Annotated in this window: 12 protein-coding genes; 5 read left to right on the forward strand and 7 right to left on the reverse strand. The window is 52.9% G+C overall.

Going from position 1 to position 14,745, the window contains the following annotated elements:
* Positions 1-9 precede the first annotated feature (9 nt).
* Positions 10-4,353: an Ig-like domain-containing protein gene (locus EUZ85_RS02995; RefSeq protein ID WP_127967849.1), complete on the forward strand. Its 4,344-nt coding sequence runs from the start codon at positions 10-12 to the stop codon at positions 4,351-4,353.
* A 52-nt stretch (positions 4,354-4,405) separates the two neighbouring features.
* On the opposite strand, the gene EUZ85_RS03000 is transcribed toward EUZ85_RS02995, so the two are convergent.
* The 4 genes from EUZ85_RS03000 to udk form a co-directional block, all read right to left on the reverse strand.
* Positions 4,406-5,149: a hypothetical protein gene (locus EUZ85_RS03000; protein ID WP_127967850.1), complete on the reverse strand. Its 744-nt coding sequence runs from the start codon at positions 5,147-5,149 to the stop codon at positions 4,406-4,408.
* Complete coding sequence (locus tag EUZ85_RS03005) at positions 5,136-6,068, reverse strand: DUF692 family multinuclear iron-containing protein (protein WP_127967851.1); 933 nt, start codon at positions 6,066-6,068, stop codon at positions 5,136-5,138. Before EUZ85_RS03005 ends, EUZ85_RS03000 begins: the two co-directional genes overlap by 14 nt.
* Before the next feature lie 64 nt (positions 6,069-6,132).
* Positions 6,133-6,495 carry a twin-arginine translocation signal domain-containing protein gene (locus tag EUZ85_RS03010; RefSeq protein ID WP_127967852.1) on the reverse strand — a complete coding sequence of 121 codons (363 nt, stop codon included), beginning with the start codon at positions 6,493-6,495 and terminating at the stop codon, positions 6,133-6,135.
* A gap of 224 nt (positions 6,496-6,719) precedes the next feature.
* Positions 6,720-7,346, reverse strand: coding sequence for a uridine kinase (gene udk, locus EUZ85_RS03015; RefSeq protein WP_011394096.1), 627 nt, complete (start codon positions 7,344-7,346; stop codon positions 6,720-6,722).
* 310 nt (positions 7,347-7,656) lie between these two features.
* Here udk and EUZ85_RS03020 point away from each other — a divergent pair, with 310 nt between their 5' ends.
* The 4 genes from EUZ85_RS03020 (at position 7,657) to EUZ85_RS03035 (ending at position 12,411) form a co-directional block, all read left to right on the forward strand.
* A complete protein-coding gene (locus tag EUZ85_RS03020) occupies positions 7,657-8,982 on the forward strand; it encodes a hypothetical protein (RefSeq protein WP_127967853.1) in 1,326 nt (441 codons plus the stop codon).
* Between the two features lie 697 nt (positions 8,983-9,679).
* Entirely contained in the window at positions 9,680-10,483 is an 804-nt protein-coding gene (locus tag EUZ85_RS03025; RefSeq protein WP_127967854.1) for a rhodanese-like domain-containing protein, read from the forward strand.
* A gap of 126 nt (positions 10,484-10,609) precedes the next feature.
* Complete coding sequence (locus EUZ85_RS03030) at positions 10,610-11,926, forward strand: sulfite oxidase (RefSeq protein WP_127967855.1); 1,317 nt, start codon at positions 10,610-10,612, stop codon at positions 11,924-11,926.
* Positions 11,927-12,081: 155 nt separating this feature from the next.
* Entirely contained in the window at positions 12,082-12,411 is a 330-nt protein-coding gene (locus tag EUZ85_RS03035) for a hypothetical protein (RefSeq protein WP_127967856.1), read from the forward strand.
* Positions 12,412-12,439: 28 nt separating this feature from the next.
* On the opposite strand, the gene hypA is transcribed toward EUZ85_RS03035, so the two are convergent.
* The 3 genes from hypA to EUZ85_RS03050 are packed head-to-tail and all read right to left on the reverse strand — an operon-like array spanning position 12,440 to position 14,744.
* Positions 12,440-12,781 carry a hydrogenase maturation nickel metallochaperone HypA gene (gene hypA, locus EUZ85_RS03040; protein WP_127967857.1) on the reverse strand — a complete coding sequence of 114 codons (342 nt, stop codon included), beginning with the start codon at positions 12,779-12,781 and terminating at the stop codon, positions 12,440-12,442.
* Positions 12,774-13,253 carry a hydrogenase maturation protease gene (locus tag EUZ85_RS03045; RefSeq protein ID WP_127967858.1) on the reverse strand — a complete coding sequence of 160 codons (480 nt, stop codon included), beginning with the start codon at positions 13,251-13,253 and terminating at the stop codon, positions 12,774-12,776. Before EUZ85_RS03045 ends, hypA begins: the two co-directional genes overlap by 8 nt.
* Positions 13,254-13,271: 18 nt before the next feature.
* Positions 13,272-14,744 (reverse strand): Ni/Fe hydrogenase subunit alpha, encoded by a 1,473-nt coding sequence (locus EUZ85_RS03050; RefSeq protein WP_127967859.1) that lies wholly within the window; start codon positions 14,742-14,744, stop codon positions 13,272-13,274.
* Position 14,745: the final 1 nt, after the last annotated feature.

A 14,745-nucleotide genomic window follows, 5' to 3' on the forward strand; every position in this document is an offset into this window, starting at 1 on the left:
GAGTCAGTCATGCTTAAGAAATGCCTATCCTTTTTCTCATTATTGATATTGCTGCTGTCGCTGTCCGCCTGTGGCGGCTCTTCCAGCTCGACGGACGACGCGCCGGCGACGGATGGCGGCGCGACGCCGACGGAACCGACAGACCCCACGGACCCAGGCTCGCCCACACCGGGCGGCGACTCTGGCGTCGCGCCTAAAGTCAGCGCCGGCGGCAATCAGTATGCCGACCCCAATGTCGTGCTGTCTCTCGCAGGAACGGCGGAAGCGCTGGAAGGCGCTGAAATCGTAAGCACTACCTGGACCCAGGTGTCCGGACCGACGGTTTACTTGTCCACGCCTAACAGCCTGAGCAATATGATTCTGGCCCCTGACGTCACGAAAACCCAGACTTTGAGTTTTAAACTGACGGCGAAAGACACCAAGGGCAAAGAAAGTTCAGATATCGCCAGTATTGTAGTTGAGCCGCTCGCCAGCTTCGTGCGAGTGACTGGCTCCAGCGTTGATGAGGCGGCGGGACAGGCGACTTTGAAACTGATCCTGAACCGAGCCTCTAATGCGCCGGTGACGGTGCAATACATGACCCAGGATGGCGCCGCCACCAGTGGCGTGGATTATGTCGCCGCCTCCGGCTCGGTCACCTTTGAGCCTGGCGAAACTGAGAAGACGATCGCCATTGAAATCATTGATGACGAAGATGAAGAAGCGGACGAGCCCTTTACCGTTCGTATTACCGCAACGGAAAACGGCGTGGTCGCCTCAGCTGTGGGCACAGTGGTCATTCGTAATGGAATGGATACCGCGCCGGAATTAAAAGAGCAGAATATCGCCTTTGTCTCCGCTGGCCCATTGACCGGGTTGGTTGGCGGCAGCCTCACTAATCTGATCGATGAGGAGTCGGCGCCAGGCACGGGCTCCGTTTCTTATGCGACCGCTGACGAAAGTATCGCGACCGTGGATATTTCCTCCGGCGTGGTGCAACTTAAGTCCGCAGGCTCCACCGTGATTACCGCTGTTAAGGCGGCGGACTCCGAATACAAAGCCGCGCAGGCGACTTATACCGTTGTCGTTGAAAAGCGCCCTGGAGAGATCACTTTCGCGACTCCTGGGCCTTACGCCGTCGCCTATGAGGATACCTTCACCAATATCGCTACAGGCATTGGGTCTGGCGAAGTACGCTACGCTTCCAGCAATACGTCCGTCGCCAGCGTCACCTCTGGCGGCGTTGTGACGATTGTGGGAGTAGGAAGCGCCGTCATTACCTCCACGCAGCTGGCGGATGACGTCTATCTGGAGGCGACCGCCACCTACGCAATCGAAGCGGACAGAAAAAACCTGAACCTGTCTTTCAAGGATGTTGGCCCTGTAGAGGGCGTCATTGGCGGAACCTATACCAACACCTTGTTGGGTAATAAAGGCTCTGGAGCGCTGAGCTATCTCAGCAACAATACCGAGGTCGCGACCGTGAACGCTGAGACGGGCCTTGTATCCTTCGTTGGCGAGGGCAATACGCATATTTCGGTAATCAGAGCGGATGACGACCTCTACAAAGCGTCCACGGCTACTTACTCTGTTTCGGTAGGTAGAAAAATCCAGAGCATTGCCTTTGTAAATCCCGGGCCAATGGAAGGCGTTTATGGGGAAACGGTTAGTAACCCCATCGCGGAAGGCGCTCCCGGCAGCGGCTCCGTAACTTACTCCTCCAGCAATACCTCTGTGGCGTCCGTTAATGTTGAAAGCGGCGTCGTACAACTCGTTGGCGCTGGCTCCGCTGTGATCACGGCGGAAAAGGCGGGCGATTCCGTCTACAGCAGCGCAATCGCCAAGTACACCCTGACCGTCAACAAGAAGGCGCAGACGCTCTCGTTAAGAAACCCCGGGCCTATTGAAACCACTGTTGGCAGCATAGTGACCAATGGCGTTACTGTGGTTGAGGGCGGCTCCGGCGCATTGTCGTACAGCGCTGATGCAGAGACGGCGATTGAGCTGGATAGGGAAACCGGGGAAGTTCACGCCGTCAGCGTAGGTGAAGCCCGGATCACCATCACCAAAGCTGGCGACGCCAACTATAACGCGGCTTCCGTTAGCTATAAGGTTGTCGTTGGCAAAGGCGTGCAGAACATCGCCTTTACGACGCCAGGTCCTGTGGCGTCCATCTTTGGCGACACCTACACTAACGTCGTTACCGGCGAGGCCCCGGGATCTGGTGCGGTGACTTATGCTTCCAGCAACGAAAGCATTGCGACGATAAATAACGCTACAGGCGAAGTGACTATGGTCGGCGTCGGCAGTGTAGTGATTACCGCCACCAAGACGGCGGACGCCAACTATGAAAGCGCAGAAGCCAGCTACACCATCAATGTGGCGAAGAAGACGCCTGCCCTTACTTTTGGCAGCGCAGGTCCATTGAGCCTGACTATTGGGGAGACCCTGACCAATGTCGCTACCAGTACGTCTACCGGGGCGGTGACTTATAGCGTCGGCGATTCCGCCATTGCGTCAGTTGATGCGGAAAGCGGGCTGGCGATGGCGCTGGGCGTTGGAAGCACTTCTATTATGGCGACACAGGCGGGGGATGCGAATCACAACGCCGCCAGCGCCAAATACTCGCTGAATGTCAGCAAGAAAACGCAAACCATCGCCTTCACGCAGCCAGGTCCTCTGGACGGCGTTTATGGGGGCACTTTGACCAACGTCATTAAAGACGGCGCGCCAGGAACCGGCGCTCTTCTCTACGCATCCAACAACACCAGCGTCGCGACGGTAAATAGTGAAACGGCTGTGGTGCAATTGGTAGGTGTTGGTACGGCGACGATCACCGCCACGAAGGAAGCGGACGCGACCTATGAAGCCGCCACCGCCAGCTATACGATTACCGTGGCTAAGAAGGACCAAGTTATTACGTTTGAAAACCCAGGGCCAATCTACACGATTGTTGGTGATGCGATAAATAACCCCGCTGGCACGGTCGAAGGGGGAGTGGGCGTAATTACCTACAGCGTCGACAACGCTGATGTGGCCATAGCCGCCGCAGGTGATGGCGTATTCAACATCGTTGGGATTGGCGACGCTGTAGTAACCGCGACCAAGGCGGGAGATGCGAATCATAATCCTGTGTCGCTTGAATACAGAATTTCCGCCATAGAGACAGGCGTAGGCGCCGCTGCTTTTGTTGGCGCCACAGATACGCAGGTTCAGCTGACATACGGCGCCGACAGCTCAGTCAGCAGTCTGTCGCTTATCAGTTCGACTGATCCGGAGTGCGATATCGCCAATTACAGTCTGTGTGAAAATGGCGCTATGACGCTGATTAATAGCGATACCGTGACTGAAAGTGCGGCTTTGCTCGACAGAACCGCCTATTACTGGTTGTTGCATGGCGAAAGCAGTAGTTCGCCCGCCACCATTAAGCAAGGAATCGGCGATTCAGCGAGTGAAGTAACGACAGTTCGCGCCGCTCTTCCGCGTCGCTATGATCATCAGATTGTTGAGTTCAATGGGTCTCTGTGGATGATCGGTGGAATGGCGTTTGATGGTGAAGTCAGCATACCCAACCCTCAGGTTTGGAACTCCACCGATGGCGTGTTTTGGACCCGGAGAGCGATTATCGAATCAGATGGGATGAACAAGCACAAAACCGTTGTTTTCGATGGTAAGCTGTTTGTTTATAACGAAGGTGTGATTTGGTATTCCACCGATGGGGTGGCTTGGAATAAACACTCCATTGCCCCTGCTTTTGGCCTTAGGGAGGCGCAAGGATTTGCAGTGTTTCAGGGCGCACTCTGGTCTATCGGCTATACTTCCGGGGATGACTTCCCCGTTATGTGGAGAAGCATCGATGGGCTTGAATGGATAAAACAAGGTGACATTGCAGGTGTGGGCCAGCGCAGCGACTATCAGATGGCTGTGCATAATGATCAATTATGGCTAGTGCCAGATGCTGAAGGTAGCCCAACGCTGCAAAATGATGTGTGGGCCACTACCGACGGCGTTACTTGGAAGCCAATCCTGGCGGAGGGCGAGGCGCCTTTCAGCGGCAGGAAAAACCACACTTTATTTGAACACGATGGCAAGCTCTGGATTATCGCCGGTAATGGTTATGAGCTCGCCGTATTCAATGACATTTGGACATCCGTAGATGGTAAAACGTGGACGTCTATGGATGCTCCCGCCTTTGCTGCAAGACTTTCCCATCAGGCGGTAGTGTTCGGTGGGCAGTTATGGTTATTTGGCGGCAGACCAAGTCCAACGGAACTGGCTCCGCTTGGCGACACGTGGCGCTCAGCAGATGGAAATAACTGGCGCAGATTAGTGAGAGCTAAATTCTCATTTCTAACAGAAACTACGCCTATGTAATCCAAAGGATTATCATTCTCTTAAAACGCCGGCCCTGCGCCGGCGTTTTCGTTTAAACCAACCTTAAGGCCCGCTCGGAGACCAACCTTTCCACCACACGAATTTTATGTGCGCCATTCTCTAACAGGCGATCAAGAGGCTGTGGCGCTGCGCATTGTTGTAGAACGTCTCTTTCCGTTGCGGTAGCGGCTCGCCAGTACTTTCTGACGCCGGGGGCCGTCAGTACTGGATGGCTTCCTTCGGCGGCAGGCAGAGGTTGGTTCAATATCAGGGCGCAGAGTAATTTTTCCGGCGCTGCGGGAAACTCGATTAATTGCGACATTGGCGCGATGACTATGGAAAAATTACGACAGCGATTACTGTTCGGCTCCATCGTGCTGACGGGGGAAAGTCGATATTCGTGAATCGCCTTCAGTGCGTTCTCGAACGTGGCCAGGGCCTGCAGCAGGGGATCCGCCGTATGCTCGCAGATGAAAGTTTTGAACGACATCGCCTCCGGTACAAAATAGAGTGAACGGCAGGGCGTCGCCCGCATATATTCCTCCACCAGCGCTTGTAACTGTAAACGTTCCAGCAGACGTAAGGTCAGTGGCGCTGCGATTTGCAGCCTGGCTTTACGCCACCATTTCTGCACGTCGCAGGTTACCTGAAACCCTTTAGACAGACTGAGCTCTTGCAGCCAGGCGCGCTCCGCCTCATTTAAGTTCAGATGACTTAGATCGACCTCGCCCGAGCAAGCGGAAGTGTGGGAGTGAATCATCTCCACCATCGCAATTTGCAGATCATGTAACGGCATAGCGGCGCTCCTCTTTTACTGGCTGGCGATGACGCAACCAGATTTCCCGGGCTGTTTGCAGTTGTTGCTGAACGCCTCGCTCGCTGACGATATCCAGCGCCTGTTCCAGCAACTCATAGGTAATCGCGTGGGCGTTAGGCGCGCGCTGCAGCGTCCAGTCCAGCAACTCCCACACTGGCTGCGGCGTCTTGTCACTGTGTACGTCCAGTTGCAGGCCTTCATGGATAGCGCCGCCCGCTACGTGAATCTCGACCACCCGGCTCATGTCCAGACGACTTAATGCCTCATAGACATCAAACCCAAAGTTGATCGCGTTGCAGTAAAGGTTGTAGAGGTCCAGCAAGAGGCCGCAGGAAGTTCGCTCGGTGATGCGGTTAAGGAATTCAATCTCATCCATGCCTGCGTCATGGGGCATATTTGGCAGGTAATAGGTTGTGTTCTCCAATAGAAACGGGACCTGATAACGCTGCTGGATCGCCTCTATTCGCGGGCAGATGATGTTCAATGCTTCCTCCGTGAACGGCACGGGTAATTGCACGCCAGCATGCAGGTCGGCGCCGTCAGCGGTGCGTATTTGCAAAAATCCCAGGTGTTCGCTGTGCCAGTGAAATGGCTGCACGTCCGCAAAGTCATCCAGAATACGGATATAGTCCTGATTCCAACCGCTGGCGGAGCCTATCGACAGGCCGAGGCCATGCACGACTACGGGATACAGTCGACACCACTCGATGGCTGCGCTGAGCCGATCAGGGCTGAGGCCAGTGCGCCGTTGCGCGCCGTCCCAGTACTCCTGGCACAAAATGTCCGGACTGACTTCAATAAAGTCGATCACGTCCTCACAGCCGCGTAGAAGAGGAATAAACTCCGGCTGATAATTAATGCCGACGCCCAACTTGGGCAAGGAAGATAACGCGTTCATGGCAAAGGCTCCGGCTGTTGTCCCGCCGGTCCGGCAGCCCCGGACCGGTCGAAGTAATTGGCGCTTAACCGCCGTACAGAGTGACGTTGACGGGAATCTTGGACTGGATTTTTACAACAGGGTCCAATCCCAGACGCAGATCGAGACCGACCAGCCCGCAGGTAGGGCAGCCTGACTGGTTCAGAATCTGTTCCAGAATATTCTGCAAATCCCAGATGCTGACTTCGTACTGTGGATCGAATGAAGCGCTGACAGTTTTACGGTCACGGGATGCGCCACTGTCGTCCGCGGCGGAAGCGACGCTGGAAAAACTGGTGATAGAGGCTGCGCCAGTCACCAACGCGGCATTGCGAAGGAAGGTGCGGCGATCGCTTTCGCTGGCTTGTGAACGAGTGCTTGCAGGTACGTCGTTAGTTATGTCGGACATCGTGTCTCTCCTTTGCGGTTGTGTTGTCTGGCGAGGACGGATGAAAAACGGAGCATCCCGTTTAACAACCCCTGAAGACAGAGCTTAAATCCAGAGAGATGACTGATCAGCGCAATGTGGCGCAAAGGAATTGTGAAATACTCACGTTTGAGGCGGGCGAGAGGAAGACAAGTTTGGCGTTAGGACCCGTTGACGTCGTCAACACGACAACGGGTCTTTGAAAATCAAGCGAGTAGTTGCTTGATGCGGGCTTTCAGCATCTCGATGGCGACGCGGTTTTTGCCGCCTTTGGGGACGATGATGTCAGCGTATTGTTTGGTGGGTTCTACAAACTCAAGAAACATAGGGCGGACAGTGGATTTGTACTGTTTGATGACCGACTCCATGGTTCTGCCGCGCTCTTCTATATCACGCTGCAGACGCCTCAGCAGGCAGATATCCAGGGGCGTGTCGACAAAAATACTGGTGTCCAGGCGACTGCGGATATTTTTATCCGACAGCAGCAGAATGCCTTCAATGATGATGACCCGACGCGGCTCCATGGATATCGAATCTTTAGCCCGGTTGTGCTCTTTGTAGTCATAGACCGGCACGTCAATGGCGCGCTTTTCCTTGAGTTGGTCCATGTGGCGGACCAACAGACCGTGGTCAAAGGCGGATGGATGATCGTAATTGGTCTTCAGCCTTTCCTCCATGGAAAGGTGAGTTTGATCCTTGTAGTAAGAGTCTTCTTTGATAATGCCGATGTGGTGGGCGCCGACTTCTTCTTTCAGTTCGTCATAGATAGTGACGGATAAAAGGCTCTTGCCGGATGCAGAGGCTCCGGTGATGCCAATAAAAATGGGAGACATGCAGGAAATATCCAAATGTGGTCAGACCCGCCTAGTTTAATGCCTTGCTCCTGAACTGTCATGAACAGGGTCAATATTCCTGCCAGATTCCTTGTAAGCGGCATAGGGTTCGCCCCAGGTTATAGCCTGTCGTTTTAACGTGTAAATTAAGCGTTGCAGAGATAAGTTATATAAAAAACAATGTGATATGCCAGATCTGGTGTCCTTTAGAGACTGCGTTCCAGCAGTCCGTCACAACACGTTCATCTCTGCGGACCTATGGCGAAGGCTTTAATTCGCTAAGCAATTATCAAGGAAATATGGAGTTTATATGATATCGACGAATCCCAAGAAACCGTTCGCTTACCTGGCTGTAGCCGCACTTTCCACTTTTGCTGCTGCGCCTGTTATGGCGGCCCCTGCGCCCACGCCTCATCATTTCGTTATTGAGCAGGATTTTGAATCAGGTATGAGGACCTTTGATCCTGTTGTTATTGATGGGGTGACTGTTTTTCGCTGGTGGGGAAATCCCGATAATCCTTCAGTGAGCAATGAAAGGCCGAAGGACGGGAATTATTCAATGAAGTTTGAGTATAAGAGTACTCCTGATGCTGTAGATTCAAGCTCAGAGCAGCGCTTTGAAATACCTGCTGGCACCTCTGAATTGACGATTCAGTATGATCTATTTATCCCAGAAAATTTCTATCATCGAACACAAGATCACGTGGCTGATGCGAAGAAAAGGCAAGATAACAATAAATTTTTAGTATTGTGGTCTGGTATATACAGCTCTTATGAGTCAAATAACTCTGCAGCTTTTGAGTATCACCCATCACTACTGCAGGAAGGCGCTTCTAAACTGGATTACCACCTTGGGCCAGGAAAGTATGATGATAATCATAAGTGGCCAACTACAGACCAGATCATAGATCTATCTGATGCAGGGCAATGGGTTAACTATAAGGTTCATGTTAAGTTTTCGGAAGAAGGGAAAAGTAATGGAGAAATAACTTGGTGGAAAAATGGTAGTGTTTACTATGCTGTATCAGGCTTGAATAATTATTCTGGATTCGGAAATTATATAGATAAAGGCTATCTTCTCGGGTGGTCAAACAGTGGTTTTTCAGAAGAAACAGTATTCTATTTGGATAATTTGAAAATAGATATTTACGATTATATATACAAAAATACAACTCTATTTAAACTCCCTCAAGAGAAGTATACGAGCTATGATCTAGCTCAGGATAAGGGACTGGCTGAAGATAGATATGATGATTTAGGCATTAAACTAACAGGAAATGCTTGGAAGAAAATTGAAGCGCCATACACTATAACACCTAACACAGTCTTGGAGTTTGACTATGTCGGTGATGTGGAAGCGGAGATTGAAGCGATCGGCTTTGCTAATACAAACTACTATAATCAAAATGCAACATTTAAACTCTCCGGCACTCAAAACACTGGAGCTGGCATTCGTGACTTCGATAACTACCCTAATGATAAAAAAGTAAAGCACTATGAAATACCTGTCGGCGAATACCTTAGTGGTGAATACCGGTATCTAACCTTTATCCGAGATCACGATGTAGCGTCACCAACAGGCTATAGCTTATTCAGTAATATTAGGTTTTACGAAAAAGAAACAACGAACAACTAAACGCGCACTATACAGCTTGAGTTGTTTAACCTGAAAAAGTATGGCGGGCTGACTTGTGTTTTGATGACCGTCAAGTTTGACGTTAGCCATACATAAACAAAAGCGCCTCTGATGTTGGTGATTAGCCTGCGTCAGAGGCGCTTTTTTATTGTTGGGAATAAAGTGGGAAATTGATGAAAAACAGGCAGTAATGTAAAGAAATGTTTCAGAATTGATTTAAATGTTACTTAACAGCGTTAATCTCAATAAATTCTGTTATTTCAGTTGATCTGTACGCATCAATTGTTTTATTAATGTTCGCCACGAAGTATCACGTTAGATGACGCGGCTTCGCTTCTCTGCAATCATAACGGACGCGTGCAGCTCTGTGAGCGGCGCGCTTTTTATTAATGGAAAACGAGGATATAGATGGATTTGCCCATGGACAGAATACTCTCGACCTTGCCCCTGACCTGTTTCGCTCACTCAAGCTTCTCCAGATTGACCATTTAGTCCGTAAGGCTGTCTTGGACTCACTGCGGTTCGGATAATTTTCGGCGTTTTTGCTGTGCAGACGCAGAGTCTGCGCGGGTATTGCTACGCATGTGCGCCGCACCAACGCTTTGAGGAAAGCAAGCCTGACGATTCGCCTGTTCGCGCTTGATGTTTGCAAACATAAGTTCGGTATAAACAGCTTTATAACAAAGGACGTCATAAGATGTTTACATGTTCGCCACGCAATCTGGCATATATTGTATTTCTTCTTTTCACCCTCTCGGCCTATGCGGAAGAAGACGAGTTTCCCGGTCGTCGCCAATATCCGGCCGTAGACTTCATTGAACTCCAGGAGTTCTATCAGCAACTGGCTGCTGGCGAAATCGTCGCCGTCGACGTACGGACGGACTATGAGTACAACACGCTGCATATAAAGGGCGCTTTCAACGTCTCATACACATCCCACAACTTTGCGGAGGAGATGCAGGCGCTGCAGAAGCAGCATCCCGGCAAGAAGCTGGCGTTGTATTGCAACGGTAAAACCTGCCTCAAATCCTATAAAGCCGCCAGCAAATGCCGCAAATACGGCATTGAGAACGTCATCGTCTACGACGCCGGGGTATTTGATTACGCCAAAGCGTATCCACAAGACACCAACCTGTTTGGCGAAATCCTGGGCGATCCCGCTCGCCTCATCGGCAAGGACAAACTCAAGGCGCACACCATCACTGTGGCGGAGTTTGAAGATAAAATTGTCAAAACCGATGGCATTGTCTTGGATGTGCGCGACAAGCAGCAAAGAGAAGGCATCGCTATCTTCTTTATGCGTGAAAAGCGCGCGCCTTTGGATCGTCCGGATTTGATCGACCGCTACATCAATCAGGCGAAGAAACGCAACGTGCCGTTGTTGATCTACGATCAAGCAGGCAAGCAGATCCGATGGCTGCAGTACTATCTGGAGAAGCAGAACGTGTCTTCCTACTACTTCATGGCCGGAGGAATCGACGAATACTATAAAACGCTTTAGGCGGACCAGACCGGCCGTGCGGAAAATCCTGTCGGGCTCTTTCCGCGCCGCCTGAGCGTAAATGAGCGTCGTTTCCAATTTATAAAACCACCCTGGGCAAGGGACATAAAAAAGTGAGGAACCACCATGACGGATGATAAGAAAGAACGGGGGCTGTATGAGTTGTACGCGGACGATCCGGAACGCGCGGACTATCTGGTGTTTGGACGCCGCGCCCACTCTGATCGACGCGGCTTTCTGAAAGGCGCCGGCCTGGGCGCCATGGGGGCGATGTTGGGAATGGCGATTCCTTTTCATCGTAATTTTCCCTCTGGTCTGATACCGGCCGCGATGGCGGAAGACACGGAAATCGGTTTATTCGGCGGTAAGGACGGACTGACGTTGCTGAACGACCGTCCTATCAACGCTGAAACTCCCGCTCACCTGCTTGATGACGCTGTTACTCCCACCAGCCGACATTTCGTCCGTAATAACGGCGTTGTGCCGGAGATCGCGCATCGTATGGATGCGTCGGACTGGAAGCTGACCATCGACGGTGAAGTTGAGAAAGTGCTGGAGCTGTCGTTGGATGAACTCAAGTCCAAGTTCAAACCAGTCACTCTGAAGCTGCAGTTGGAGTGCGGCGGTAATGGACGCGCGGCGTTCAATCCTCCGGCGAAAGGCAATCAGTGGACGGTGGGCGCTATCGGCAACGCGGAGTGGACTGGGGTCCGCTATGCGGATCTGTTGAAGGCGGCGGGTGTTAAGCCGTCGGCGATTTACACTGCGCATCATAGCCTGGACGGACATTTGTCCGGCGATCCCAGCAAAACTCCAATCTCCAGAGGCGTGCCCATTTCCAAGGCGATGGACCCTCACTCCATCATCGCCTATGCGATGAACGGCGAGCCTCTGCCGGCGCTGCATGGCTTTCCAGTGCGCACCATCTGTCCGGGGTGGCCGGGCTCCACCTCGCAAAAGTGGCTGAGCCGGATTCAGTTACGGGATGTGGTGCATGATGGTCCCAAGATGACCGGTTCTTCTTATCGCGTGCCAAAATTCCCGGTGGCCCCAGGAACGCATGTCGCGGATGAGGACTACCAAATCATTGAGTCCATGCCGGTCAAGTCCCTGATCACCACGCCACAGACTAACCAGACCATCAAAACGCGCACTCTGAAAGTGCACGGCCATGCCTGGGCGGGGGATAATGTGGTCAAGCGCATGGATATCTCCTATGACTTCGGCGTCACCTGGGTGCAGGCGGATCTGAAAGCGCCACCCAATCCTTACTCCTGGCAGGAGTGGTATGCGGAAGTGACTTTCCCCACTCGCGGATACTATGAAATCTGGGCCAGAGCGACGGATGACAAAGGCAACATGCAGCCTTTCGCTGTGAACTGGAATCCAAAAGGGTACCTGAACAACAGCATGCACCGTATTGCGGTGATCGTGGACGCTTGATCCGGGATAGTGGTTAGCGCCCAATGATGTTTGGATGCTGACGGAAGCGCCCTGGCTTTTCTCTCCTTGGAAAGAAGAGCCAGCGGCGTGCTTATGCAACCCTGGCTAACCCAGATATTTACGTCTTTAATCCTCCTTTAAAAAGAGGAAAAACCATGACAATAAAAATTCTGACTCCTCTCCTGTTCGCCAGCGCATTGAGCCTGACGAGTTCCGCCAGCGGCGCAGAGTATCCATTCGGCGCCGACTGGCCGGAAGGCCCCGGATCACAGGAAGCCGGCGCTTTGTGCGGAGCCTGCCATTCCCTTGCGTTGGTCAAACAACAAGGGCTCAGCAAAGAAAGCTGGGATGAAGTGCTCACCTGGATGCAGGAAGAACAAGGCATGCCGGAGCTCAATGCGGAATTACGCAGCCTGATTCTGGAGTACCTGTCGACGAACTTTAATCCAGAAACGCACGCCCAGCGTCGCAACAACGCTCCATGAGCTTGCTGATACTTCGCTGGAGTTAGGTTTATTCTACCTCTACGCCACGCACGCGCACTTCCATGCCGGCGGTGACTTGTACGCCAAACTTCCCGCAGTGAGCGCAGGGGTCGTAGAGTTGATGGAGTGGAGTGGTCTGGCGGCAGTGCGGGCATTGGCCTGCGCCGGGTATGGAGAGATATTCCAGTGTGGCGTTTTCAACAACCGTGCCTTTGGCGACGGCGCTGAAGCAGAAGTCCATGGCGCTGGTTTCGACATGGGACAGTTCGCCGATTTCCAACACGATTTTGACCACCTGCTGAAAGCCTTCCTTTGCCGCGCTGTCCTCAATCAGTTGCACGACGTTCTCCATGACCGACAACTCATGCATGATCGCGGTACTTCCCTCTGCTCTGCAACCAGCTCGCCAGATAGTCGAGGGCCTGGTTGAGATTGAGTTGAGCTTCTGGCGATAAGGCTTCCTCAAAGCGATCGAACGCATATCCGCGAATGCCCATCAGGAAGGCTTCCGTGTCGGCGCTAAACAAGGTGCGGGATAAGGTCACAACCGCTTGCGGCGACAGTACGTGGCTGCCCATTTGGCATTCGTCGTCGGCTTCAATTTGCTGCAGGAAAAAAGGTTTGCCGCCGCGCAGGCTGGCGTCGATAAACACGACTTGTTGATAGCGGCTTAATTCCAGAGCGTCTTCCACCGTTAGCTGGTAGTTGGTTTCCACCGTCACACCTGACAGATTAAGTTCTGCAATGCGATCCGCGCAGGCGGGACCGAGTCCGTCGTCCTGGCGGCCAGGATTGCCGTAGCCAATCACCAGAGTGGATAGATTGATGTCCTTGGTCATCATTGCTGGGCTCCTTTGAACTCAGTCCGGGGGAATGTCCTGTCCCATATGTTGGCTATTGCTGTGAATGAGCGCGCCGTCGGCGTCGAACAGCTCCACGGTCAGCGGCATCTGTCCCAGGGCGTGGGTGGCGCAGGACAGGCAGGGGTCATAGGCGCGTACGGCGACTTCCACATGGTTCAGCATGCCTTCCGTGATGCGTTTTTTCCCGCCCAGATATTTTTTCGCCACATCCGTAACCGCCCGGTTCATGCCGTTATTGTTGTGAGTGGTGGAAACGATCAGGTTGCAGTAAGTGATCTGATCGTTTTTGTCGACTTTGTAGTGGTGGAATAAAGAGCCCCGCGGTGCTTCGATAACGCCGACGCCTTCTTCCCGACGTTCTCCGGTGACTCGCAGATCGGCGCCTTGCAGGTCCGGGTCCAGCAGCAGCTCGTGAATCTTCTCCACGCAGTGCAGCACTTCAATCATGCGCGCCCAGTGATAGGCGAGACTCATATGATTGGGTTTGTTGTGGGTCAACGCCCGGAATTCCTTATGCTCGGCGTTAGCCAGGGGGGTATCGATAAAGGCGACATTATTCAGACGGGACAAGGGGCCGACGCGATACCAGCCATCCAGCGAGCCGCGACTTTTTATGAAGGGAAATTTCATGTACGACCAGGGCCGCACTTCCTCCATGATGTAGTCATTGAAGTCCTGATAATCGACATGATCGAAAATAATATTGCCGGCGGCGTCAGTGGCGCGCAGGCCGCCGTGGTATAAATCCAGCGCGCCGTCTTCGCGCACCAGGGACAAATGACTGGAGTTGAAGTTGGCGAACTGCTCCACCTGAGACAGGTGTTCAAGCGTATAACGCTTGGCGACGTCCACCGCGCCTTTGGCCCAGACTTTCATCTGCTCAATGTCTTGCAACAACAGATCTCTTTCCTGCAGAGACAGGTTCTTGTTGATGCCGCCGGGAATCGCGCCAGTGCCGTGAATTTTCTTGCCGGCGGTATGTAGAATTACTTCCTGGCCGTATTTGCGCATCAGCACGCCCTGCTTGGCCAGCTCGGGAAACTCTTTGATGACGTTGAAGATATTACGCTTGCCGCGAGGCGCGTCGAAGCCGAATAGCAGGTCCGGCGAACTCAGATGGAAGAAGTGCAGCACGTTGCTCTGCATCACCTGACCATAGTGCATGAGGCGACGCATTTTCTCCGCCGTTGGCGGCAAAGCGTCGGCGCCGACGATCACATCCATCGCCTTGGCGGCGGCGATGTGGTGGCTGACCGGGCAGATGCCGCACAGACGCTGCACGATCACCGGGGCTTCCCACAACAGACGTCCGCGTATGAAACGTTCAAAGCCGCGAAACTCCACGATATGCAGGCGGGCTTCCGCGACGTTGTTGTCATCGTCCAGATGAATGGTGACCTTGCCGTGGCCTTCCACGCGGGTGACCGGTTCGATTTCCACAATGCGGGTTTTGGGCTTATCAAGATTCATC

This window comes from Hahella sp. KA22 (assembly GCF_004135205.1).
Lineage (GTDB): Bacteria > Pseudomonadota > Gammaproteobacteria > Pseudomonadales > Oleiphilaceae > Hahella.

Bases quoted from the DNA above. Each gene is read 5' to 3' on its own strand.
- EUZ85_RS02995 (WP_127967849.1), top strand. From the start codon at position 10: ATGCTTAAGAAATGCCTATCCTTTTTCTCATTATTGATATTGCTGCTG.
- EUZ85_RS03000 (WP_127967850.1), bottom strand. From the start codon at position 5,149: ATGCCGTTACATGATCTGCAAATTGCGATGGTGGAGATGATTCACTCC.
- EUZ85_RS03005 (WP_127967851.1), bottom strand. From the start codon at position 6,068: ATGAACGCGTTATCTTCCTTGCCCAAGTTGGGCGTCGGCATTAATTAT.
- EUZ85_RS03010 (WP_127967852.1), bottom strand. From the start codon at position 6,495: ATGTCCGACATAACTAACGACGTACCTGCAAGCACTCGTTCACAAGCC.
- udk (WP_011394096.1), bottom strand. From the start codon at position 7,346: ATGTCTCCCATTTTTATTGGCATCACCGGAGCCTCTGCATCCGGCAAG.
- EUZ85_RS03020 (WP_127967853.1), top strand. From the start codon at position 7,657: ATGATATCGACGAATCCCAAGAAACCGTTCGCTTACCTGGCTGTAGCC.
- EUZ85_RS03025 (WP_127967854.1), top strand. From the start codon at position 9,680: ATGTTTACATGTTCGCCACGCAATCTGGCATATATTGTATTTCTTCTT.
- EUZ85_RS03030 (WP_127967855.1), top strand. From the start codon at position 10,610: ATGACGGATGATAAGAAAGAACGGGGGCTGTATGAGTTGTACGCGGAC.
- EUZ85_RS03035 (WP_127967856.1), top strand. From the start codon at position 12,082: ATGACAATAAAAATTCTGACTCCTCTCCTGTTCGCCAGCGCATTGAGC.
- hypA (WP_127967857.1), bottom strand. From the start codon at position 12,781: ATGCATGAGTTGTCGGTCATGGAGAACGTCGTGCAACTGATTGAGGAC.
- EUZ85_RS03045 (WP_127967858.1), bottom strand. From the start codon at position 13,253: ATGATGACCAAGGACATCAATCTATCCACTCTGGTGATTGGCTACGGC.
- EUZ85_RS03050 (WP_127967859.1), bottom strand. From the start codon at position 14,744: ATGAATCTTGATAAGCCCAAAACCCGCATTGTGGAAATCGAACCGGTC.